At 65.8% G+C, this 22466-nt stretch carries 19 protein-coding genes; 13 read left to right on the forward strand and 6 right to left on the reverse strand.

What is annotated here, in order from left to right; all coding sequences use genetic code 11:
* Positions 1-3 precede the first annotated feature (3 nt).
* The 11 genes from BMW54_RS08385 (at position 4) to mutS (ending at position 12504) form a co-directional block, all read left to right on the forward strand.
* Positions 4-810 carry a hypothetical protein gene (locus BMW54_RS08385; protein WP_139206068.1) on the forward strand — a complete coding sequence of 269 codons (807 nt, stop codon included), beginning with the start codon at positions 4-6 and terminating at the stop codon, positions 808-810.
* A 78-nt stretch (positions 811-888) separates the two neighbouring features.
* Positions 889-1965 (forward strand): TrbL/VirB6 family protein, encoded by a 1077-nt coding sequence (locus tag BMW54_RS08390; RefSeq protein WP_090054567.1) that lies wholly within the window; start codon positions 889-891, stop codon positions 1963-1965.
* Positions 1962-2453 carry a DUF4189 domain-containing protein gene (locus BMW54_RS08395; RefSeq protein ID WP_090054569.1) on the forward strand — a complete coding sequence of 164 codons (492 nt, stop codon included), beginning with the start codon at positions 1962-1964 and terminating at the stop codon, positions 2451-2453. Before BMW54_RS08390 ends, BMW54_RS08395 begins: the two co-directional genes overlap by 4 nt.
* A 35-nt stretch (positions 2454-2488) precedes the next feature.
* Complete coding sequence (locus BMW54_RS08400; RefSeq protein ID WP_090054570.1) at positions 2489-2800, forward strand: hypothetical protein; 312 nt, start codon at positions 2489-2491, stop codon at positions 2798-2800.
* A gap of 136 nt (positions 2801-2936) precedes the next feature.
* A complete protein-coding gene (locus BMW54_RS08405; protein ID WP_139206069.1) occupies positions 2937-3455 on the forward strand; it encodes a hypothetical protein in 519 nt (172 codons plus the stop codon).
* A 2-nt stretch (positions 3456-3457) separates the two neighbouring features.
* Positions 3458-4150 (forward strand): hypothetical protein, encoded by a 693-nt coding sequence (locus BMW54_RS08410; protein ID WP_139206070.1) that lies wholly within the window; start codon positions 3458-3460, stop codon positions 4148-4150.
* 74 nt (positions 4151-4224) lie between these two features.
* Positions 4225-5718: an XVIPCD domain-containing protein gene (locus tag BMW54_RS08415; RefSeq protein WP_175472810.1), complete on the forward strand. Its 1494-nt coding sequence runs from the start codon at positions 4225-4227 to the stop codon at positions 5716-5718.
* Positions 5719-5802: 84 nt separating this feature from the next.
* On the forward strand, positions 5803-6321 hold the full coding sequence (locus BMW54_RS08420) for a hypothetical protein (RefSeq protein ID WP_090054576.1): 519 nt from the start codon (positions 5803-5805) through the stop codon (positions 6319-6321).
* Between the two features lie 2 nt (positions 6322-6323).
* Positions 6324-7766 carry an XVIPCD domain-containing protein gene (locus BMW54_RS08425; protein WP_090054578.1) on the forward strand — a complete coding sequence of 481 codons (1443 nt, stop codon included), beginning with the start codon at positions 6324-6326 and terminating at the stop codon, positions 7764-7766.
* A 116-nt stretch (positions 7767-7882) separates the two neighbouring features.
* Positions 7883-9565 carry a type IV secretory system conjugative DNA transfer family protein gene (locus tag BMW54_RS08430; RefSeq protein ID WP_090054579.1) on the forward strand — a complete coding sequence of 561 codons (1683 nt, stop codon included), beginning with the start codon at positions 7883-7885 and terminating at the stop codon, positions 9563-9565.
* A gap of 350 nt (positions 9566-9915) precedes the next feature.
* The gene (mutS, locus tag BMW54_RS08435) at positions 9916-12504 is read left to right on the forward strand and encodes a DNA mismatch repair protein MutS (RefSeq protein ID WP_254779164.1); all 2589 of its coding nucleotides are present in this window, start codon (positions 9916-9918) and stop codon (positions 12502-12504) included.
* Positions 12505-12965: 461 nt separating this feature from the next.
* Here mutS and BMW54_RS08440 read toward each other — a convergent pair whose 3' ends face one another.
* The 4 genes from BMW54_RS08440 to htpX all read right to left on the reverse strand — a co-directional run bounded on the left by BMW54_RS08440 (position 12966) and on the right by htpX (position 17550).
* Positions 12966-13364, reverse strand: a complete 399-nt coding sequence (locus BMW54_RS08440) for an RNA-binding S4 domain-containing protein (RefSeq protein ID WP_090054581.1) — start codon at positions 13362-13364, stop codon at positions 12966-12968.
* Between the two features lie 41 nt (positions 13365-13405).
* Positions 13406-14311 (reverse strand): AEC family transporter, encoded by a 906-nt coding sequence (locus BMW54_RS08445; RefSeq protein WP_090054582.1) that lies wholly within the window; start codon positions 14309-14311, stop codon positions 13406-13408.
* Positions 14312-14478: 167 nt separating this feature from the next.
* On the reverse strand, positions 14479-16347 hold the full coding sequence (htpG, locus tag BMW54_RS08450) for a molecular chaperone HtpG (protein ID WP_090054584.1): 1869 nt from the start codon (positions 16345-16347) through the stop codon (positions 14479-14481).
* A gap of 312 nt (positions 16348-16659) precedes the next feature.
* On the reverse strand, positions 16660-17550 hold the full coding sequence (gene htpX / locus BMW54_RS08455; RefSeq protein ID WP_090054585.1) for a protease HtpX: 891 nt from the start codon (positions 17548-17550) through the stop codon (positions 16660-16662).
* 198 nt (positions 17551-17748) lie between these two features.
* Between htpX and gluQRS the strand changes: the two genes are divergently transcribed.
* Positions 17749-18630 carry a tRNA glutamyl-Q(34) synthetase GluQRS gene (gluQRS, locus tag BMW54_RS08460; protein WP_090054587.1) on the forward strand — a complete coding sequence of 294 codons (882 nt, stop codon included), beginning with the start codon at positions 17749-17751 and terminating at the stop codon, positions 18628-18630.
* Between the two features lie 56 nt (positions 18631-18686).
* Positions 18687-19427 carry an acetoacetyl-CoA reductase gene (gene phbB / locus BMW54_RS08465; RefSeq protein ID WP_090055833.1) on the forward strand — a complete coding sequence of 247 codons (741 nt, stop codon included), beginning with the start codon at positions 18687-18689 and terminating at the stop codon, positions 19425-19427.
* 101 nt (positions 19428-19528) lie between these two features.
* On the opposite strand, the gene BMW54_RS08470 is transcribed toward phbB, so the two are convergent.
* On the reverse strand, positions 19529-20635 hold the full coding sequence (locus tag BMW54_RS08470; protein ID WP_090054588.1) for a catalase family protein: 1107 nt from the start codon (positions 20633-20635) through the stop codon (positions 19529-19531).
* Between the two features lie 82 nt (positions 20636-20717).
* Positions 20718-22382, reverse strand: coding sequence for a ShlB/FhaC/HecB family hemolysin secretion/activation protein (locus tag BMW54_RS08475; protein WP_090054590.1), 1665 nt, complete (start codon positions 22380-22382; stop codon positions 20718-20720).
* Positions 22383-22466: the final 84 nt, after the last annotated feature.

Raw genomic sequence — 22466 nt, forward strand, 5'->3', positions numbered from 1 at the left:
GCCATGAAGACATCTCCGGAGACAGATATGGATATGCCCAAGTCCGGCGCCCGGGTGTGGCGCACGACGACCCTCAAGCTCGCGTTGGGCGCGACCCTGGCTTCCATCGCCAGTACGGCATCGCCACCCACGCGCGCCCAGTGGATCGTCGCGGATCCCGCCCAGATTTCGAACAGCCTCATCGAATATGGGCAGACGGCTGCCCGCTGGGGTCAGACGCTCAAGCAATGGAGCGACGAATTCGCGTTCTGGCAGGAGCAGCTCGTCAAGATACAGAGCCTCAACTTCCAGCTATTCACCGTTCAGCAGCAATTCCCGAAGCTTCCGGCGGATTTCGGCGTCAAGGAGAACTGTCCCGGTGCCTCCGGTGGTGGCGTGACTGGCGACATCACGAGCGGCCTTCGCAACCTGTTCGGGTCGATCACGAACGACATCACGACGCAGCAACAGAACGTCTGCGTCATGATCGAACTGACGAAGAACCAGAAATACGAGGGCACGCGCAAGTATCTCCAGGAGATCGGCGCGCAGGGCAACGCTTTGCAGCAGCTGGCGAACATGCGCATATTCCAGATCATGCAGTCGCCGGGAAAGCTGTCGTCGTACACCGCGGACACCACCAAGTACGCAGCGGACATGACGCACGCGCGTGAAGTCTGGCAGACGAACCAGGCGCAGCTCGATATGCAGATAGCCATGCTCGAGCGGCGCCAGAGCGTCCTGTCGAGGCAGGCGATCAACGGCCAGGAGCCGACGACCCTCGGCACACTGGTGAACATGGCAGCACTGAAGGCTGCGCTTACGAAGTAATCCGGCCCGCGCTGCACGATGCGGCGCGGTCACCCCCGGTCATGGCAGCGAGCCTGCATGACATGGAACGAGTCAGACATGTCAGATATCGCGAACTACGTTTACTTTCAGCTGATCTACGATTATCTCAGCGATGAGATCAACACATTCGGCATGGAGCTGATGCGCCGGATGATGACATGGGCGAGCGCCATCGCATTGACGCTCGTTACCTTGTGGATCCTCGTCCAGGGTTTCCGCGTGGTCTCGGGCCGTTCGCGCGAACCGCTGATGGAGATCGTCCTCCAGATGGGTCGGATCGTCGTCATCGTCGGTGCCGCGACGACGATGGCGATCGCCAGCACCGATCTGAACAACTTCCTCACCGTGCAGCTCGACAAGGAAATCCACTACCTGTTCACCGGCAACGAGAACAAGCGGACCTCGAGCGCGATCGATGAAAACCTCGCCTACACCCAGATCGCGCTTTCGACCATCAACTCCGTCAAGGTCGTGAGCACCGACCCCGAGATGCTCAATGCCAAGGAGCGCTCCGCCTTCATCGCCACCATCGGAAGCGCAAGCCCGCCGATGGCCGCTGGCGCGATGCTTCTGCTTTATCAGTTCGCCATCGCTCTCTTCATCGGCCTCGGACCGCTGTTCATTCTTTGCCTGATCTTCGATCAGACGAAGGACCTCTTCCGTCGTTGGCTCTTGTACGGCATCGGCACCATCTTCTCGATGGCCCTCCTGAGCGTCGTCGCCAGCATGGTGCTCGAACTCACCCTTCGTGTAAGTGGTGCCATGTGGGGTGCCAAGATCGTCAATCACCTGCTCCTCGGCGACAAGACCGAAGGTCTGACCAGTACCGCCATGCAACAGGGCGGCATCGGCCTCCTGCTGAGCATCCTCATCGTGTCGGTGCCGCCGATGGCGGCCATGTTCTTCCAGGGCACGTTGGGGAGCGCTCTGACATATACGGTGTTCGGCGGTGTCGGCACGAGACCCGGCCCCCAGGGTCAACCTCCCGGGTCACCCGAAGCGCGGGGCGCTACGAATGGCCAAACAGGATCGCAGCCCGTGGATGGCTTCGCCAATCGGGTGACGGGCGCAGGCCCCGCGCCCACGCAAGAAGCGATAAAGAATCAGCAATCCGTCGCGAGAACCCGACAATGACGAAACGTCTGCCCGCACTGCTCTTCACACTCGTGCTCGCCATGTTCGCAACCGCCGCCCAGGCGGAGGGAGGCTGCCCACCTGGCCAATATCCTCAGGGCGGTCAGGGCTGGCAGGCGTGCGTACCCATTCCGGGAGAGCAGAACCAACAGATGTCGGTACCCACGGTCCGCTGGACAAATCACTATCAGGCCATCGCCACCGATTCGCACCTGGGGATTCTTGGTTCGGCGGTCGACCGGACCACGAATCAAAGCGCGATCCGTGACGCCCTGGCGGATTGCGAGGCGAAGGGCGGGCAGGATTGCAAGATCGACATCGCTCTTGTCAACGGATGTGTCGCGATGGTCCTCGGGGTTACGACGAGGGAAATCCAGATGGGCGCGACGAAGGCGGAAGCCGAGGAAAGTGCGATGCAAGGATGCCGGCGTGGGAATAGCAAGTGCGAGGTCTACTATTCGGCGTGCAGTCTGCCCACAAAGCAGTAGTCACGTCCGCTTGTCGAAAGGAGGAAGGAGTGAATATGCGAAAGCTCATGGCGATGATCATGACGATCGGCCTCTGCCCATCCGCGTTCGCGCAAATGGGCCACTATGAGTTCATCCCTTACTACGGCAACAATCCATTCGTGTTCTGCAAGCTAGGCGTTCCGGAAGACTGCTGGGTTCCGACGGATCCACAACGTGGCAAGTACCGCGTCATCGACCGAAAATGCTTCAAGAGCTACTCGGCGAAGATGTATGAGCGTGTCTGCTCGAAGGGTGGCATGAGCGCCGCGACACCCGCGAGCCGGTCGGCGATGCGTGATCCTGCCGACGCCAGTCCCGGGCTCTGACGACACCGTGGCGGAACCGGAGCCCCGGACGGTAACGCACCACGGACAACGGCAACGTGAGAACGCGATGACCAAGGCATCCGCCCTACCCTTCGCCATGCTGTTCGCCCTTTCCTTTCAGGCCCACGGTGCATCCATGAACAAGCCGGACGTCAAGCTCAATCCTCGTCCGAAGATGCGCTACGAGATCACGATGACGGTGGAGGGAGCGCCCGGCGGCTTCGAGTCCGTCAAAGGCCGCGTCGACTATCACGTGAGCAATCCCGACAGCGTCCCGTTGACACCGTTCACCGGTGCCACCGTCGAGCCTCAGGAATACACGCCGATCGAGTTCGAGCGCGTCGACGACACGACGTACAGGGCGTACGTCTACGCGGACCGCTTTCTCGACGAGGACTATTTCGGCCGAGGCACATGCCACTGGTCGCTCGTGGCGGTGAGTGCGAACCTCCTGCATGGCAAGGCGAAGTTCAGCCCGGCGATCGTCGTCGACGATGTCTTCAAGCAGGGACAAAGCCGACGCTGGTTCGCAAACCAGTCGTATCGCGACTCACCTCTTAGCGGGCCGGACATCGGGACGGAGAAGCGCTCCGATTACAAGAAGCCGGACGACACGTTCTCGGTGACGCTCAAGGCGACGGGGCGGAGGCCGTGAGCATGCGCTCGACGGACTACGCCCGACTCGCAAAGCGGGTGCTGGCTTTTGTCGATAAAGCCGTAACGCGATACGTCCCGATCGCACCACGCCGCTCTGTCCTGAAAGGACTATTACGGCGTTTCGTGCAGGTCACCGTCCCTGGCCTGTTTCTCTCACTCGCAGCTTGTGGTGGAAACGTGGAACCGAATATTCATCTGAATCCTGACCCGTCGATGCGGTATGAGATCACGTACACAGTGGATGATCCCTCGGTCGCCTTCGATAGCGTAGAAGCGATCGGTTCGTATCAGGTAACGAACGAGGCGTGCGCGCCGCGTGTGCCTGTGTCTGGCGTGAGAAAGGTTCCGAACAAAGTCATTCCTCTCACGACTCGTCCGATCGACCGCTCCACGTATCAGGTCACAGCGTATCCAGACGCATTGCTTGACGAGGACTACTTTGGACATGGCGTGTGTCATTGGGCGCTGACCGCGACCACGCTGGTTTGGAAACGACAGGGCAAGGAGCTCACTTCCTCGCTCATTTCCAAGGACATGTTCGAGGGACGCCATATCCTCATTTACTACCCGCGAAGCTGGCTAAGATCGAAGGAAACAGGATTCGCTGAAGGCGGGTCCATCACGCCATCGATCTATCCTAACCGCGATGACCTGTTCACGATCTCGGTCGTTGCGCGAGAGGTGCGGCAATGACGCGCTCAGCAGACTCGTACGCCTTGCTAGCCAGAGACTCATACACCGCGAGGCAGAGGAAAGAGGAAGTAGAGTTGGGTGGGGAGGCATTCACTGTCCTGGATACCAGCGAGGGCTCCCCATTCGGCTTCCAAGGGACTGCCTATCGAACCCAAAACTGGTCTGATATCGTCATCACCTATCGGGGGACTGAGCTTGACCGCGAACCTCTCCGCGACGGCGGCGTTGACGCTGCAATGGTACTTGCCGGCGTCAATCCACAGCGTGCCGCGGCTGAATCCTTCACCCGACAAGTCCTGGATCAGGTGCACCAGCACCGTCAACAGACGGGCGTCACTTCGGAGGTCTCCGTCACCGGCCACTCCCTCGGCGGCACCCTCGCCCAGCTAAACGCCGCGAAGTTCGGCCTCGACGCCCACACGTTCAATGCGTACGGCTCCCAGAATCTCGATCCCGACCTTCACGAGGGCCGCGGCCGCATCGTCAATCACTGCCGCGCCGGCGATCCTGTCTGCGCAGCGGCCGATCACGTCGGCACGGTGAAGGTGTACGCCACGCAGAGCGACATCGACCGACTGAAATTATCCGGCTACACCGCGCACGACCGGCAGAGCCACCTCACCACGGTGAGGTCTGTGGATTTCGCGGCGCACGGCATCGATAACTTCGTCGACGGCAACGCCATCAACGGCGCATCGATCCTCGGGCCCGAGTCGCAGGCTCGTTACCGAGCGAATCAATCGCTGGTGGACATGTACCGGTCCGACATCCATTTCATCCGGGAGCGCGCGTCGTTGAGTTGGGAGGTGCCGGATGCGATCGGCCGGGAGGTCCATCGCACGGTTACGCGCGCCGCCCGACACGTGGAGCACGGTGCCGAAGCGTTTGGCCTGGGCGTCGCCTCCGGTGCCGGCCACGTTTTCGATGAGGCAGGACGCTTCGGCCACGCTCTTGGCGACGGCGCGCAGACCGCGGCGGACCGTACTCACGACTATCTCGCCGGGCACGCCAGTGCCCTTGGGAACGACCTGCGCGTTGTGGGTAACGGCATCGGCGAACGGCTCAGCGACGCGACACGCGTCGCGGCTTATGCCAGTCCCCTCACATCGCCTCTGTTGACGGATCGAGGAGACCTGTACGACACGCCAACCCGGAACGCACGCCTCGACGAGCCGACCCACCCTGCCTATGGCATGTTCAGGACTGCGCTGTTCGACGTGGAGAAGCTGGACGCCGAGGTGGGCCGTCAGCCGGATCAGCTCAGCGCGAATCTCGCCGCCGCGCTGACCGCCGCGGCACGGGAGCAAGGGATGTCGCATATCGACAGCGTCAAGCTGAGCAAGGATGCCAGCTGGGCCTTCGCCGTGCAGGGCAGCGAAAGCGATCCGCACAAGAAAGTAGCGACGGTCGCCACTGAACTCGGCATCTCGACGACGGTCGCGCAGAGCAGCGACGCGTGGCAGCGGGCGGACGACCGGGACATGCAGGCCAGAGCGGCGACGGCCGCCCTGGTGCAGTCGCCCGCTGAACCCACACAGGGCCACGCCGGCCCGAGTTTCAGCCGATAGGAGCACGAGAGCGCCATGTCACGACGACTCGCCCTACCCTTCGCCACGCTATTCGCCCTTTCCCTTCAGGCCCACGGTGCACCCATGAACAAGCCGGACATCAAGCTCAATCCTCATCCGAAGATGCGCTATGAGATCACGATGACGGTGGAAGGAGCGCCGGGTCCCTTCGAGAAGATCGAGGGGCATGTGGACTACCACGTCAGCAATCCGAACAGCGTTCCATTGACGCCGTTCAGCGGCGCCACGGTGGAACCGCAGGCCGATGCGCCACTGACGTTCGAACATGTGGGCGGTAACGTCTACAAGGCATTCTTCTACGCCGACCGGTTTCTCGATGAGGATTATTTCGGTCAAGGGGTGTGCCGCTGGTCGGTCGTGGGCGCCAGCGCGAGTCTCGTGCACGGCCCCGTGCGGTTCAGCCCGGCGATCATGCACAAGGACATCTTCGAGCGCGGGTCGGTGAAGCGCTGGTTTGCAAACGGCGACTACCGCGATGCGAAGGTCAACCGAATCGAGATCGGCGCGGATACACGTAACGCATACAAGAAGCCCGACGAGACATTCTCCATCACTCTGAAGGCGACGGAGATGTCGCCGTGAGCATGCGGTCCACGGACTATGCATTGCTTGCGCAAGAGAGCTACCGCGATCCCGAGCTGAACAAAGTCTTCACGCTCGGCGGCGTGAGCTATGCGGCGATCGCGACGGAAAATAACCCGGCCACCGGCTTTCAGGGAACGGCGTATCAGCGGCAGGATACGCGCGAGATCGTCATCGCCTACCGCGGCACCGAGTTCGATAGGGAGCCGGTCCATGACGGAGGTGTCGATGCGGGCATGGTGTTACTTGGCTTGAATGGCCAGCAACATGATGCTGCCGCGTTCACCGAGCGGGTTCTTACTGCCGCCAAGGAACAACAGGGGAACAGAGCCGAAGCGATCACGGTAACCGTCACCGGCCACTCCCTCGGCGGCACGCTCGCTGAGATCAATGCCGCGAAATACGGCCTGCGTGGCGAAACGTTCAATGCCTATGGCGCGGGCAGTCTGTTCGGTGTGCCCGATGGTGGCAATCAGGTCATCGACCACGTACGGGCCGGCGACCTCGTCAGTGCCGCGAGCCCGCACTTTGGTGAGGTGCGCGTTTACGCCGCGCAGCAGGATATCGATACGCTCGGCAAGGCGGGCTACCGCGACGACGGCGGACCGCTCAGCTTGCGCAACCCGCTCAAGGCGACGGATTTCGACGCGCATGCGATCGATAACTTCGTCCCAGACAGCAAGCTGCTGGGCCAGAGCATCATCTCCCCCGAGAACCAGGCAAGGTACCGCGCGCACGACACCATGATCGATCGCTACCGCGGCGATGTCATGGCGCTACGGGAGGGTCTTTCCGCGCCGTGGGAAGTGCCGAAGCACGCGATCGAGGGGGCGATCGACGCGGGGCGTTCCGTGGCCCACGCGGTCCGCGACGGCGTGCACACCATCGAACACGCCATCGGCGAGGCCGCGCACGAGGTGAAGGAAACCTTCGAGCACGTCAGGGACGATATCGCCGAGGGCGTGCATGCCATCGGCGACAAGGCGCGCGGTGCATGGGACACGATCACGCACCCGGGTTCGTGGTTCGATCACGACAAGAAGGATGTGCCGCGGATCGATCACCCGTCGCACCCGGATCACGCGTTGTTCGAGCAGGCTCACGGCGCTATCGGTCGGCTCGACGCGCAGCACGGGCGAGCCTCCGACGAACGCAGCGGCAACGCCGCGGCCGTGCTCACGGTAGCCGCGCGCCGCGATGGGCTGGACCGCATCGATCACGCCGTCCTCAGCGCCGACGCGTCACGCCTGTACGCCGTGCAGGGTTCCATGGATTCGCCACTGAAACGCGTCACCGAGGTGCCGACCGTGCAGGCCTTGCAGACACCGGTCGAGCAAAGCTCCGAGGCTTGGAAAACGGTCGCCGAACAACAGCGCCAGGTGGCCGAGGCGCAGCGCCAGCAGGTCTCGCCGGAGCCGCCGGCGCCCGTCCCCGGGCGGGCTTGATGCATGTCCCGAAGGGCGTTCGCGAAACGAGGTCGCGTCCGGGTCCGCTCCTTCGCTCTGCATAGAACATTCGATACGTTCGATCAAACACCACAAGGATCGAGGCAGATTCACGCATGATGAAGAACAAGGGATTTTGGGCGGCGGTGCTAGGCGTCGTCGCTCTGGTGGTCGGTAACTTTTTCGCGGGCTGGTTGACGCTGGCGTTTCTTCGCCTCCCGGACGTGCCGACGGGATGGGGTACCTATCTCAGCTACATCCGCGCGCTGAACCATCCACAGGTTCAGCCCTACGCGTGGCGGATCGAGACCGCCGGTATCGTCGGCTTCCTGCTGCCGATGGTGGCGTGGCTGTTCGCGCTCTACCTGCTCATGAAGCGCAAGGCCAAGGCGATCCATGGCGACGCGCGTTTCGCGACCGCGGCCGATCTGCGTAAACAAAAGATGCTCTCGGCGTCGCCGAACGGCATCCTCGTCGGCAAGTTCGGCGGCCAGCTGGTGCGCCTGCCCGGGCAACAGTTCGTGATCCTCGCGGCGCCGACCCGTTCGGGCAAGGGCGTGGGCGTGGTGATTCCGAACCTGCTCGACTACCAGGAATCGACGGTCGTCCTGGACATCAAGCAGGAGAACTTCGACCTCACCAGCGGCTGGCGGGCGTCGCAGGGGCAGGAGATCTACCTGTTCAACCCGTTCGCGGAAGATCGGCGCACGCATCGCTGGAACCCGCTCACTTACGTATCGAAGGACCCGGCGTTCCGCGTCTCGGACCTGATGAGCATCGCGGCGATGCTCTACCCCGACGGTTCGGACGACCAGAAATTCTGGGTCAGCCAGGCGCGCAACGCGTTCATGGCGTTCTCGCTGTACCTGTGCGAGAAGTGGGACGACGACGAGAAGCACGGTCGCCCGGAAATCGTGCGGAGCAAGCCGACGCTCGGCATGATCTACCGGCTGTCCTCGGGCGACGGCACCGATCTGCGGGAGCTCTACACGCGCCTGTCGAAAGAGCCTTTCCTGAGTGCCAACGCGCAGTCGGCGTTCGCCAACCTGTTGTCGCAGGCGGCGGAGACCTTCGCGTCGATCCTCGGCACGTTCAAGGAGCCCCTGAACGCGTGGATCAACCCGGTGCTGGACGCCGCGACCAGCGCGGACGACTTCCTGCTCACGGATGTGCGCAAGAAGAAGATGACGATCTACATCGGCATCCAGCCGAACAAGCTGGCCGAGAGCCGGCTGATCGTGAACCTGTTCTTCAGTCAGCTGATCAACCTCAACACGAAGGAGCGGCCGGAGAACAACCCGGCCCTCAAGCATCAGTGCCTGCTCCTGATGGACGAGTTCACGTCGATCGGCAAGGTCGAGATCATCGCGTCCGCGGTCGCGTACATGGCCGGCTACAACATCCGCCTGCTGCCGATCATCCAGAGCATGGCGCAGCTGGACGCGGTGTACGGCAAGGATGTCTCGCGCACCGTCATCACCAACCACGCGTTGCAGATCGTCTATGCGCCGCGCGAGCAGCAGGATGCGAACGACTACTCCGACATGCTCGGCTACACCACCGTGCGGCGGGAGAACATCACGAAGAGCAAGAAGGGCGACGTTTCGAAGAGCCACTCGGAGGAGAAGCGCGCCCTGATGCTGCCGCAGGAGCTGAAGGCCATGGGGCCGGACAAGGAGGTCTTCCTGTACGAGGGCATTCCGCACCCGGTGATGTGCACCAAGATCCGCTACTACCAGGACAAGTACTTCACCCAACGGCTGCTGCCGAAGGTGAACGTGCCGACGCTGGCGGTCTGAGGGTCCTAGGGAGGGGCCGGCCGGATCGCCGATGCGATCGGCTCCCACCCTTCGGCGGGCTCGCGGAAGATTCGAGATTCTGGCATGGGCTTGCCCGGCCCGCTTAACCTGAGTTCATAAACCGGTCGGTATAGTTATTCCCAAGGCAGCCGAGATGGCGCCGGTCCCAGGCACATAAGGCGGTTCCCCTTCCGCTGGTGCGAAGATGGAATACCCCAAAAGCCCACGGCCTCCCCTCCGTGGGCTTTTTCATGCCTGGGCGCCAGGCGGCACCCCCTCCCCCGGTCGCTTATCATGTGTGGCTGGCGTGCCATGGGTGGCGCGCCGTCACGCATCGACCGAAGACACGCATGGCCATCGCTGAAGAAGACCGCTCCGCCACCGCAGGGCATACGCCCTTCATGCGCCAGTATCTGGCGGCGAAGGCGGAGCATCCCGACATCCTGCTGTTCTTCCGGATGGGCGACTTCTACGAGTTGTTCTACGACGACGCGCGCAAGGCCGCGCGCCTGCTGGACATCACCCTGACCCAGCGCGGGCAGTCGGCCGGCGCGCCGATTCCCATGGCGGGCGTCCCGTATCACGCCGTGGAGAACTACCTGGCCCGGCTTGTGAAGCTCGGCGAGTCCGTCGCGCTGTGCGAGCAGATCGGCGACCCGGCGACGTCGAAGGGCCCGGTGAAGCGCGAGGTGGTGCGGATCGTCACCCCGGGCACCGTCACCGACGCGGCACTGATGGAAGAGCGCCGGGACAACCTCCTGCTGGCGATCTCCGCGGGTCCGAAGGGCTACGGGCTCGCATGGGTGGATCTCTCGACCGGCCGGTTCCTGCTCACCGAGGTGCCCTCCCCCGAGGGCCTCGCCGCCGAACTCGCGCGCCTGCAACCGGCGGAGACGCTGGTGAGCGAGGATGTCGCATGGCCGAAGCTGGTCTCGTCGCTACCGGGCCTGCGCAAGCGGCAGCCCTGGCATTTCGACGGTGATGCGGCGACGCGCGAACTCTGCCGATTCTTCCGCACGCGCGACCTGCTCGGCTTCGGCGTGGACGGCATGCCGCTCGCCATCGCCGCGGCGGGCTGCCTGCTGGGTTACGTGGAAGAAACCCAGAAGAGCGCCCTGCCCCATCTGACGGGCATGGCGGTCGAGAACGCGGGCGAGACGATCGCGATGGACGCCGCGACCCGGCGCAACCTCGAAATCGACACGCACCAGAGCGGCAGCGTCGACAACACGCTGCTCGGCGTGCTCGACGAGACCGTGACGCCGATGGGCGCGCGCCTGCTGCGCCGCTGGCTGAACCGTCCGCTGCGCGACCGCGGCGTGCTGCGCGCCCGGCATCAGGCGATCGGCAGCCTGATCGACTCGCGCCGGCACGTGTCGCTGCGCGAGCGGCTGCGCGGCGTCGGCGACCTCGAACGCATCCTCGCGCGCGTGGCGTTGCGCTCGGCGCGTCCGCGCGACCTGTCGACGCTGCGCGATGGCCTCGCCGCGGCGCCCTTGCTGCGCGAGGAGATCGCGGGCCTCGACAGCCCGCTGCTGCACGGCCTCGTCGACCGCATCGGCGATCACGCCGAGACGGCCGATCTCCTGGCGCGCGCGATCATCGCGCAGCCGCCCGTGCTGCTGCGCGACGGCGGCGTGCTGGCCGAAGGCTACGACGAGGAACTCGACGAACTGCGGCGCCTCTCGACCAACGCGGACCAGTTCCTGGTCGACATGGAAGAACGCGAGAAGGCGGCCAGCGGCATCCCGACGCTGAAGGTCGGTTACAACCGCGTGCACGGCTACTACATCGAGATCACGAAGGCGCAGGCCGACAAGGCCCCGCAGCACTACACGCGCCGACAGACGACGAAGAACGCCGAACGCTACATCACCGAAGAGCTCAAGCAGTTCGAGGACAAGGTGCTCTCCGCGAAGGAGCGCTCGCTGATGCGCGAGCGCGCGCTGTACGAGCTGCTGCTCGACCGGCTCATCGAGCGGCTGCCGGCGCTGAAGATCGGCGCGGCCGCGATGGCGGAGCTGGACGTCCTGGCGGATCTCGCCGATCGCGCCGAAGCCCTCGACTGGGCCGCACCGGAGCTCACCGACGTGCCCGGCATTCGCATCGACCGCGGCCGTCACCCCGTGGTGGAGAAGGTGCGCGACGAGCCGTTCGAGCCGAACGATCTCGCGCTGGACAAGAGCCGCCGCATGCTGGTGATCACCGGCCCGAACATGGGCGGTAAGTCCACCTACATGCGCCAGAACGCGCTGATCGTGCTGCTCGCGCACGTCGGCAGCTATGTGCCGGCGTCGGGCGCGACGATCGGCCCGATCGATCGGATCTTCACGCGTATCGGTGCGGGCGACGACCTGTCGCGCGGCCAGTCCACCTTCATGGTGGAGATGAGCGAGACGGCGAACATCCTGCACAACGCCACCGAGTGCAGCCTCGTGCTGATGGACGAGGTGGGCCGCGGCACCAGCACGTACGACGGCCTGTCGCTCGCGCGCGCCGCCGCCGTGCACCTGGCGGCGACCAGCTGCGCGTTCACGCTGTTCGCCACGCATTACTTCGAGCTCACGGAGCTCGCGGGCGAGTTCCGCACCATCGCGAACGTGCATCTGGATGCCGTGGAATACGGCGAGCAACTGGTCTTCATGCACACGGTCAAGGACGGCCCGGCGAACCGCAGCTTCGGCCTTCAGGTGGCCGCGCTGGCGGGGCTGCCCAAGACGGTGATCGCGGATGCGCGGCGCTACCTCGCCGCGCTGGAACAGGGACACGAGGTGACCGCCGCGGTCGCCGCGCCGGTGCCCGCGGCCCCGCAGATGGGCCTGTTCGCGCCGCCGCTGCCGTCGCCGGTGGAAGAGGCCCTGCGTGCGCTCGATCCGGACGATCTGGCGCCCCGCGAGGCGCTGGATCAGCTCTACAAGCTGAAGAAGATGCTGCGCTGATGCGGTCGTAGGAGCGCCCTGCGCGCGACATGTTTTCGCGAAGAGCTCAGGGCCTGACGCTCACCGCCAGAAGATGTCGCGCGCAGGGCGCGCTCCTACAAGGGATCGCTTGCGATTGGGATGGCCTATCGACGCCATTCGAACAAACGAATTCCATCGATCGGTCCGGTTTCCTATAGTCATCTCCGGTGCGGCGCCGAACGCGCACCGGCTTCAAGCGGGCAAGACGACTCTCCATCCAACGGCCCGCGACAGCCCCCGCCCCATCCCGCGTCAGCAGCCCGGGGTGGACTCGCGGGGGCTGTTTTTTTGGCTACACCGGCCCTTGGCCCGCTACGCGGGATCGCCGATGCGATCGGCTCCTACCCCTCCGGTAGCGGGCTTGCGGTGGGGCGACTACCGGAGGGTGGGAGCCGATCGTATCGGCGATAGGGCGCACGGGACCGCCGCGACCTCCGTCTTCAGAGCGTCTTCTTCAGATCCTGGATCAGCCGGCGATCGCGCTTGTCGGGACGCGCGTCCGGGCGCAGCAACGCGCCGCCGGTCAGGCGGCGGTCTTCACGCTGGCGTTCGCGCTCGGCGACGCTGGCCTCCGTCTCCGCGTAGAGCTTGCGTGCCTCCGGCGCCGGGCCGCGCTTCTGCGACAGCCCCGTCACGGTGCAGACGATTCGCTCCTCCCCACGGGTGATCCGCAGCGTGTCACCCACCTGCACCGCCTTGGCCGGCTTGCAGGTGGCATCGTTGAGTTCGACCTTGCCGCCGTCGATCGCCTGTTTGGCGAGGCTGCGGGTCTTGAAGAAGCGTGCGGCCCAGAGCCACACGTCGGCGCGAACGCCGGAGGTCGTCGAGGTATCGGTCATCTTCGAGTGATAGGGTCGGCCCGGGCGATCGCAAGCCCCGCTTACGCCGCGGGGAGGAAGAGGTTGCCGATCGGAATGGTCGCCAGCGAGAGCAGGATGCCGGCGCCGAGCACGGTGTTGGCGAGTTGCGGCTCGAGGTCGTACCGGTCGGCGAGGATGGCCGCGGAAATCATCGGTGCCATCGCCGCCTGCAGCACACCGACGGTCAGGGTCAGGCCGCCGACGCCGGCCGCCACGCCGATGCCGAGCACCAGCAGCGGTGCGAGCAGCAGCTTCCACGCCAGGCCGGCGGAGAGCGCCCCCACCTGCCCGCGACGCAGGTGCAGGCGGAATTGCAGGCCGACCGAGAACAGCGCGAGCGGCGTCAGCGTCTGGCCGATCTGCAGCAACACCTTCTCGACCATCGCCGGCCAGCCGCCGAGGAGGCCGACGGTCACGCCGATCACGAGGCAGACGAACGCGGGAAACGTCAGCACCCGGCGGACGATCGACGCGGCGCTCGCGCCGCGCCCGGAGTACATCGACGCCACGACGATGCCGCCCGCGGCGAGCATCGGAAAGCACCCGAGCTGGTCGGCGATGACGGCGATGGAGAGGCCGGGTTTGCCGTGCAAGGCCTCCATCATCGGATAGCCGATGAACGAGGTGTTGCCCAGGCCGCAGACGAGCGTGAGGCAGCCGATGCGCTGGGGACTCCACGCGAAGAGCCGGCCCAGCGTGGCGAACAGCGCCCAGGCGCCGAAGAAGGTCACGTACATGCCGACGACGGGGAACCAGAGGTTCACGTCGATCGTGACGTGGGGAACGAGCGCCAGCACCAGCGCGGGCAGCGCGATGTTGAGCACCCACCAGTTGATGCCCGGCACGATGCCGTCCGGCAGCGTCGCGAAACGGCGCGCGAGGATGCCGAGGGCGAGGCAGAGGAAGAGGATCAGGAGCGCGGACATGGGCGGGGACGATAGCAGGCAGGCGGTCGTCCTTGGGGTGACGTGGCTGTGAGACCGGTGGGCCTGTGGCGCCTCGCGAGGAGATGTCGCGGCCAGGTCCGCTCCACAACGGCGAGGGAGCGGACCCGGCCGCGACCGCTTTTCGCGGAGCGCGGAGGGTCTCGCGCTTACCCCAGCAGCACCCGGTTCATCCGCTGCACGAAGCCCGCGGGATCCGCGAGCTGAGCACCCGCGGTGATCTCCGCCTGCTCGAGCAACAGGCTGGCGAGGTCGCCAGCCTTCGCGTCGTCGGCTTCGCCGGCAAGACGCTGCACCAGCGGATGCGACGGGTTCAGTTCCAGCGCCGGCTTCGACGCCGGCACGTCCTGGCCCGCTTCGCGCAGCAGGCGCGCCAGGTGGGGGGCGAGGTCGAAATCGGCCAGCGCGAGCACCGACGGCGAATCCGTCAGGCGCGCGGACACGCGCACGTCGCTCACGCGATCGCCGAGCAACGACTTCGCGCGTTCGATCAGCGGCGCGGCCTCGGCCGTGGCGGCTTCCTGCTTCGCCTTGTCGGCCTCGTCGAGCGGGAACTCGCCCTTGGACACGTTGCGCAGACGCTTCCCTTCGTACTCGGTGAGGTAACCGAGCATCCACTCGTCGACGCGGTCGGACATCAGAAGCACTTCGATGCCCTTCGCCTTCAGCGCCTCGAGCGCGGGGTTGCCCGCGGCGGCGGTGTAGCTATCGGCGGTGACGTACCAGATGGCGTCCTGTCCCACCGCCATGCGGCCGATATAGTCGTCGAACGAAACCGTCTTCGCCGCGCCGTCGCCCTTCGTCGAGGCGAAGCGCAGCAGCTTCGCGATGCGCTCGCGGTTGGCAGTGTCCTCGACGATGCCTTCCTTCAGCGTGTTGCCGAAGCCGGCGAGGAACGTCGCGAACTTTTCCGGCTCGTCGCGGGCGATCTTCTCGAGCACATCGAGCACACGCTTCACGCAGGCGCTCTTGATGCGCTCGAGCTGGCGATTCTGCTGGAGGATCTCGCGGCTGACATTCAGCGGCAGGTCGTCGGCGTCCACCACGCCGCGCACGAAGCGCAGGTAGTTCGGGAGCAGTTCCTCCGCGGCGTCCATGATGAAGACGCGCTTGATGTAGAGCTTGAGGCCCTTGCGCTCCTCGCGGCCGCCCATCATCAGGTCGAACGGCGGCTGTTCCGGCACGTAGAGCAGCGTGGTGAAGCTCTGCGAGCCTTCGACGCGGTTGTGGCTCCAGGCAAGCGGATCGTTGAAGTCGTGCCCCAACGACTTGTAGAACTCCTTGTATTCCTCGTCGGTGATCTCGCTCTTCGGGCGCGACCACAGCGCGGACGCCGAGTTGACGTTCGACCACTCGGTCGGGTCCGGCTTGCCGTCCTTCTCGGCGGGCATGCGGATCGGGAACGCCACGTGGTCCGAATACTTGGTCACCAGCGAACGGAGCTTCCAGGCGTTGAGGAACTCGTCCTCGTCGGCCTTCAGGTGCAGCACGACCGTGGTGCCGCGCTCGGTGACGTTCGTGTCCTCGAGCGAGTACTCGCCCTTGCCGTCGCTTTCCCAGCGCACGCCGGCCTCGGTCGGCTGACCCGCGCGGCGCGTGATGACGGTGACCTTGTCGGCCACGACGAATGCCGAGTAGAAACCGACGCCGAACTGGCCGATCAGGCGGGCGTCCGCCTTCTGCTCGCCCGACAGCGCTTCGAGATAGCGGCGGGTGCCGGAGCTGGCGATCGTGCCGATATTGGCCACGACGTCCTCGCGGCTCATGCCGATGCCGTTGTCGCGGATGCTGATCGTGCGTGCGTCCGGATCCCAGGTCACCTGGATGCGCAGTTCGGCATCGCCGTCGGTCAGGGAGGGATCCGCGATCGCCTCGAAGCGCAGCTTGTCGCACGCGTCGGAGGCGTTGGAAATGAGCTCGCGCAGGAAGATTTCCTTGTGCGAGTAGAGGGAGTGGGTCACCAGGTGCAGGACCTGCGCGACCTCGGCTTCGAACTTACGGGTTTCCTGGCTCACGATGCCGTTCCTTCAGGGTGGGACAGGCAGGGGAGTATGGGGATGGGACGGGGGCGGGAAAAGGGGGTGGTGGGTGGTGCCGCGTCCTGAGGCCGTGAGGGGGGGCGTTGGGGATGGGAGATGGGAAATGGGGGCGCGACATCGTGCGTCCGAGGGCACCGGTCGCCCACCGGGTGCGTGAGGCGCTCGAGGCGCTGCCGCCCCCTCGACCGCACGCCGGGACCGCGCCCCCACTTCCCATCCCCCACCTCCACGTAGTCCCTCTCCGGTCCCCGCAAAAGAAAGAGGCCGCCTTCCGGCGGCCTCCTGTTCCGATCACCTCGCGGCCTGCAGCGCCGCGATGCGTTCCTCGATGGGCGGGTGGCTCATGAACAGCCGCTTGAAGCCCGAGGCCAGGTGGCCGGAAATGCCGAAGGCCTGGATGGTCTGCGGCAGCGACGTGTCGCCGTGGTTGCCCGAGAGGCGCTGCAGCGCGGAAATCATCGAGGCGCGGCCGGCGAGGCTGGCGCCCGCGGCGTCCGCCCGGAACTCGCGCCAGCGCGAGAACCACATGACGATCATCGAGGCGAACAGGCCGAACACGATCTGCAGCACCATCACGACCACGAAGTAGCCGATGCCGCCCTCGCCGTCGCGCTCGCGGCCACCGCTGAGCCAGCTGTCGACCACGCGGCCGACGACGCGGGCGAGCACGATCACCAGCGTGTTCAGCACGCCCTGGATCAGGGTCAGGGTGACCATGTCGCCATTGGCGACGTGGCCGATCTCGTGGCCGAGCACGGCCGAGACCTGCTCGCGGTCCATCTGCTGCAGGAGACCCGTGCTCACGGCCACGAGCGCGTTGTTGCGCGACATGCCGGTGGCGAAGGCGTTCATTTCCGGCGCGTCGTAGACGGCGACCTCGGGCATGCCGATGCCGGCCTTCTCGGCGTGGCGGCGCACGGTCTCGAGCAGCCAGCGCTCCGTTTCGTTGCGCGGCTCCTTGATGACCTGGGCGCCGGTGGACATCTTCGCGGTCCACTTCGAGATGGCCAGCGAGATGAAGGCGCCGCCCATGCCGAAGACGGAGGCGAAGACGATCAGGCCACCGATACCCATGCCGCGCTGGGCGGCCCACTGATCGATGCCGAGGACCCGGCAGACGATCGTCAGGAGCAGGATGACCGCGAGGTTGGTGGCGACGAACAAGGCGATGCGTTTGAACATGGTTTGTCTCTCTCATGGCGGCTGGCTAAGTGGCGCCGCACAAGGCAATTTTTCGGGGCGGACACTGAATGATTCAATGGCCGCACGGGCATCCACCGGCGCGAAGGGCGTCACGTGGCCGCTGGCAGCGGAACGCGCATCGCCTACACTGACATATCCGCCCGTCGCGGCCATGAGAAACCTCTCAATTACCGATCCATGACAGTGCCTGCCTATCGCGGACGCTTCGCTCCCTCGCCCACGGGCGCCCTGCACTTCGGCTCGCTGGTCGCGGCCGTCGGCAGCTGGCTGGTGGCCCGCCACGCCGGTGGGCAGTGGCTGGTACGCATCGAAGACATCGATCCTCCGCGCGAGGTTCCCGGATCGGCCGCGGCCATCCTCTCGACGCTCGACGCCTTCGGCATGACGCCCGACGCGCCGCCCGTCTTCCAGTCGCGGCGCGATGCGCTCTACGAGTCCGCCTTCGCACGCCTGCGCGACGAGGGCCATCTGTTTCCCTGCTGGTGCAGCCGCGCCGAGCTCGCCGCGCACGGCGGCCTGCATCGCGACGGCCGGTGCATCGCGCCTCCCGATCCGTCGCGCGCACCGGCGTGGCGCTTGCGCTCGCCCGACCGGGTGATCGCGTGGACGGACGACCTCCAGGGTCCCCAGGCCGAAAACCTCCGGGAGGTCGCCGGCGACTTCGTCATCCGCCGGGTCGAGGGGTTGTGGTCGTACCAGCTCGCCTGTGTGGTCGACGACGGCGAACAGGGCATCACACACGTCGTCCGCGGCGCCGACCTGCTCGACTCCACCGCGCGGCAGATCTACCTGCAGGGCCTGCTGGGTCTTCGTAGCCCGGGTTACCTCCACTTGCCGCTGGTCGTCGACGCGGAAGGCCGGAAACTGTCGAAGTCGTCGGCCGCCCTGCCGGTGGATCCGACCGATCCCCTGCCCGCCCTGCGTCTGGCGCTGGATCGGCTCGGCGTGCCCACCACGAGCGCCGCCACGAACCCCGCCGACCTGTTGCGCGACGCCCTGCGCGAATTCGCGCCTGCGACGCTCCGCCGCAGTAGTCTTACCCGGGGCGCGACGTTATAACGAAGGTTTGCCCGCACGCGGGCCACGACGGGACGATCGGGACGATGAAGCAGGGTATGACGCAGCGCACGGCACTGGTGACCGGCGGCACGGGCGGCATCGGTACGGCGATCGTGCGCTACCTTGCCCGGCAGGGCCACCGGGTCGCCACCAACTACCGCGACGAGGCCCGCGCGGCCGCCTGGCGCGAGGACATGATCCGCGACGGCATCGATGTCGTGATGGTGCCGGGCGACGTGTCGGACCCCGCGTCGGCCGAGGCGATGATCCGCGGCGTGGAGGACCTGGCCGGCCCGGTCGAGATCCTGATCAACAACGCCGGCATCACCCGCGACACGACGTTCCACAAGATGGACTACCAGCAGTGGACCGAGGTGGTGAACACCAACCTCAATGCCTGCTTCAACGTGACGCGCCCCGTGATTGAGGGCATGCGCTCGCGCCAGTGGGGCCGCATCGTCCAGATCAGCTCGATCAACGGGCAGAAAGGCCAGTACGGCCAGGCCAACTACGCCGCCGCGAAGGCCGGCGTGCACGGCTTCACCATCTCGCTGGCGCAGGAGAACGCGAAGTTCGGCATCACCGTGAACACGGTCTCGCCCGGCTACGTCGGCACCGACCTCGTCATGGCCGTGCCCGAGGACATCCGCGCCAAGATCGTCGCGCAGATCCCCGTCGGCCGCCTCGGCCGGCCCGAGGAAATCGCCCACGCGGTCGCGTTCCTCACCTCCGAGGATTCCAGCTGGATCACCGGATCGAACCTCGCCATCAATGGCGGCCATTACATGGGCTGGTAGGAACACCGGAGAGGCCGTGTGGAAGCGGACCCGGCCGCGACAGCTTCTCGCCCAATCTGCGCGCTGACGCGTGAACCCGGAAACCGCGGCCAGGGCCTTTCCTACAGGCCGAGTTCTTCGATCGAACGGGGTTCGACGACGCTCACGTTGTTATGGTGCGCGCGGAACTTCGCCATGACCTTGTACGCCAGCCTCCGGGCGCGCATGACCGATCCGAGCGGCCGGTGCGCGGCGATGCCGTGCCACGGGCTGAAGGCAAGGCCATCGTCGATGGCGGCGCGACGCGCGGCGTTCCACGCGGCCTGCGGCGGCACGACGATGCGCGCGACATCGATGTAAGGGCTTTTCTCCTCCGGCCAGACCACGGACGCGTCCTCGACCGGCATGGTCTCCGGGTCCGTGCAGAACTGCACCCGCAGGTCCCATTCCCCGCCTTCTTCCGCGAAGTGGTTGACCATCGCCTCGCGCAAGCCGTTGGCCTTGCCGTTGACGTTGAGCGTGGCATCCGTGAGCGCCGTCAGGTTCGGCGAGTGCGGCGCGATCGACACCTTCACCACGTAATCGCCGAAGCGCAGAGGCGCCTGCGAGTAGTAGGTGTCGCCTAGCGGATTCGTCTCCGGCTGGCCGCCCAGCGCGAGCAGCGTCGGGCTCCGGCCGCCGAAGGCCTCGATCACGCGCTCGGTGCCGCGGAGCACCGCGGAAAGCGCCTTCTTCGCGCCTTCGGCGCGATCCGTCGTCGCGGCGATCAGCTTCAGGGTGCCCGCGAAACGCTTCGCGTTCGGCGCCGAGAAGGCCGGACCGTTGACCAGGACGAAGTCCTGCGTCACGTCCCCGTCGCTGCCGGGGAGACGCTCACCCTCCACGCCGACGATCTTCACCGCCATGCCGCGCGGCGTCGAAACGCTGTCGTCGAGGATGTCGCCCGGCACCGTCGAGAGGCGCATCACCAGGGGATAGCGCCCCGGCTTCGCGAAGATGCCCTGCGCGAGCTCGCGCGGCAGGTCGTCCGGGACGATCAGTTCGCCCGTCAGCAGCGCATGGCTCTTCGCATGCACGGAACGATGCGCGTGCTTCTCGTGTTCCAGCGTCGTCTGGTTGATCTTCGTCAGCGTCTCGATCAGCTGCTCGGTGGTCTCCGCCTCGTCGGGTTCGACATGCTCCAGCGATTCGTCGAAGAGGATCGGCGGTGGGCTGAGGTTGAGGGGCATGGCATGGCTCGGCGCTGGCGTGTCGCAGGATATTGGCGCCGGTGCCGTGAAGGACCGGTCGGCGCCGGACGCCCCTGCCCGGTCACATGAGCTTGTAGCTGAACGTCAGGTTCCAGCGCATGTCGCGGTCACGGGTTTCGGGCGGCTTGTCACCCGTGGGCCAGGCGAGCGCGAAATCGACCGAGTAGTGCTTGTTGTCGGAGGCCCGCACGCCCACCGCCGCGGAATCGAGCCGATCGATCAACGGGCGGGCGCCGTTGAGGTAGACGCGGGCCGTCTGGTAGGCCACGTACGGCACGATCGACTTGATCCATCGGGCACCGGAGACGAAGCTGCGATTCACCTCCCCGGACGCCGCCCAACCGCTGTCGCCCGCGGCGTCGCCGGGGTCGTACGCGTAGGCGAAGCTCGGACCGCCGAAGTTGATCTGCTCCGTCGAGGGCAACGCGGAGTCGCTGTACTGTCCGGTCGCGCGGAACACCGTGCCGAGATGGTGCGCCCACTGGTTCGACCAGACGAGGTTGCCGGTGTAACGGGTAAACGAGACGTCGGGCGTCGCCAGACCCAGCTCACCCACGTTGCTGACCGCGCGCGAATACGCACCGAGGCTCGCGAATCCGTGGGCGACGGCGAACGAGAACTGCCGCGTCTGCGTCGTGCTCACTTTCAACCATGAGAGTTCCGCGTTGAGTACGCGCACGCTCGATTGCAGCGCGACCATGGCGCCGGTGTCGACATTGCGATAACGATCGTCCTGGCGCGATGCGTAGATGCCCGTCGTTACCCCAAGGCGTTCCGAATTGTTCAGCACGATCGGATAGATGGCCGACAGGGCGAGACGCTCCTGCGTGAGCCGGTGATCGAGGTACGACGGAAGCTGCTCGTCGGTGTCCGGCTGGCCCCAGTAACGACTCGCATCCACCTTGCCCTGCCACCCGCGCGAACCGATGGGCTGAAGGTAGCCGGCCGAATAGAAGCGCTGGCCGCCTCCGTTCGGAAACAGCGTCGACAGGCTGAGCTGCTCGCCCAGCGGCGTCGCGCCATTTTCCAGCAGCGTGAACACGCCCTGCGCGCCGGGATGGTTGAGGTCGAGGCCATAGCTCACGTCGTAGCGCTGTCGCGTCACCGCGAGATCGAGTTTCGTCGCGCCATCGGTGGTCGTCGGCGGCGGGACGTTCGCGGCGATCTTCACGCCGGGCAGCTGGCCGAGCAGTTGCGTGTAACGCTCGAACGTCTCCTGGCGCAGCGGGCGCTCGCCGACGACATGCGCGGCCATCGCGCGGATGCGCGGTTCGAGATTGCCGGGATCGCCCGTCACGTCGACGGAGGCCACATAGCCCTCGACCACCTGGATGCGGACGACGCCGCCGGCGAGGTTTTGCGCCGGAACGAACGCGAACGAAAGCGCATAGCCCCGCGCCTTGTACATCGCGGTGACCTTGTCGGCGGCCGCGACGAGGTCGCGCACGGTCACGTCCTTGCCCTTGAGCGGCGTGAACACGGCAGCCACCTCGGCGAAAGGCACCGAGTGCACGCCCATGACGTCGAAGCGCGTGGGCGTGAGATGGGTCGACAACAGGGCTTCAAGCGCCGGGTTGGGCGCCTGCACGTTCACCTGCACCGATGGCGCCTGTTTCGGCGCTTCCGCGCGGGGAAGGGTCTGCAAAGGGTTGGCGGGGGCGCGGACCTGCGCGTGGGCGGAGCAGACGACGGTCATGCCAAGGAGGCAACCGAACCATCGGGACATGGACGTTCCTTCTTCATTTCAAAAAAAACGCGCGGGTGCCTCCGCGCGCGAAGGGCCCGAAGGCCGGGGTGGACGGCGCGGGGG

This window comes from Luteibacter sp. 329MFSha (genome assembly GCF_900111665.1).
Lineage (GTDB): Bacteria > Pseudomonadota > Gammaproteobacteria > Xanthomonadales > Rhodanobacteraceae > Luteibacter.

Bases quoted from the DNA above. Each gene is read 5' to 3' on its own strand.
- BMW54_RS08395 (WP_090054569.1), top strand. From the start codon at position 1,962: ATGACGAAACGTCTGCCCGCACTGCTCTTCACACTCGTGCTCGCCATG.
- BMW54_RS08420 (WP_090054576.1), top strand. From the start codon at position 5,803: ATGAACAAGCCGGACATCAAGCTCAATCCTCATCCGAAGATGCGCTAT.
- BMW54_RS08470 (WP_090054588.1), bottom strand. From the start codon at position 20,635: ATGCCCCTCAACCTCAGCCCACCGCCGATCCTCTTCGACGAATCGCTG.
- mutS (WP_254779164.1), top strand. From the start codon at position 9,916: ATGGCCATCGCTGAAGAAGACCGCTCCGCCACCGCAGGGCATACGCCC.
- BMW54_RS08445 (WP_090054582.1), bottom strand. From the start codon at position 14,311: ATGTCCGCGCTCCTGATCCTCTTCCTCTGCCTCGCCCTCGGCATCCTC.
- BMW54_RS08430 (WP_090054579.1), top strand. From the start codon at position 7,883: ATGATGAAGAACAAGGGATTTTGGGCGGCGGTGCTAGGCGTCGTCGCT.
- htpX (WP_090054585.1), bottom strand. From the start codon at position 17,550: ATGTTCAAACGCATCGCCTTGTTCGTCGCCACCAACCTCGCGGTCATC.
- gluQRS (WP_090054587.1), top strand. From the start codon at position 17,749: ATGACAGTGCCTGCCTATCGCGGACGCTTCGCTCCCTCGCCCACGGGC.
- BMW54_RS08390 (WP_090054567.1), top strand. From the start codon at position 889: ATGTCAGATATCGCGAACTACGTTTACTTTCAGCTGATCTACGATTAT.
- phbB (WP_090055833.1), top strand. From the start codon at position 18,687: ATGACGCAGCGCACGGCACTGGTGACCGGCGGCACGGGCGGCATCGGT.
- BMW54_RS08475 (WP_090054590.1), bottom strand. From the start codon at position 22,382: ATGTCCCGATGGTTCGGTTGCCTCCTTGGCATGACCGTCGTCTGCTCC.
- BMW54_RS08385 (WP_139206068.1), top strand. From the start codon at position 4: ATGAAGACATCTCCGGAGACAGATATGGATATGCCCAAGTCCGGCGCC.
- BMW54_RS08425 (WP_090054578.1), top strand. From the start codon at position 6,324: ATGCGGTCCACGGACTATGCATTGCTTGCGCAAGAGAGCTACCGCGAT.
- BMW54_RS08410 (WP_139206070.1), top strand. From the start codon at position 3,458: ATGCGCTCGACGGACTACGCCCGACTCGCAAAGCGGGTGCTGGCTTTT.
- BMW54_RS08400 (WP_090054570.1), top strand. From the start codon at position 2,489: ATGCGAAAGCTCATGGCGATGATCATGACGATCGGCCTCTGCCCATCC.
- BMW54_RS08405 (WP_139206069.1), top strand. From the start codon at position 2,937: ATGAACAAGCCGGACGTCAAGCTCAATCCTCGTCCGAAGATGCGCTAC.
- BMW54_RS08440 (WP_090054581.1), bottom strand. From the start codon at position 13,364: ATGACCGATACCTCGACGACCTCCGGCGTTCGCGCCGACGTGTGGCTC.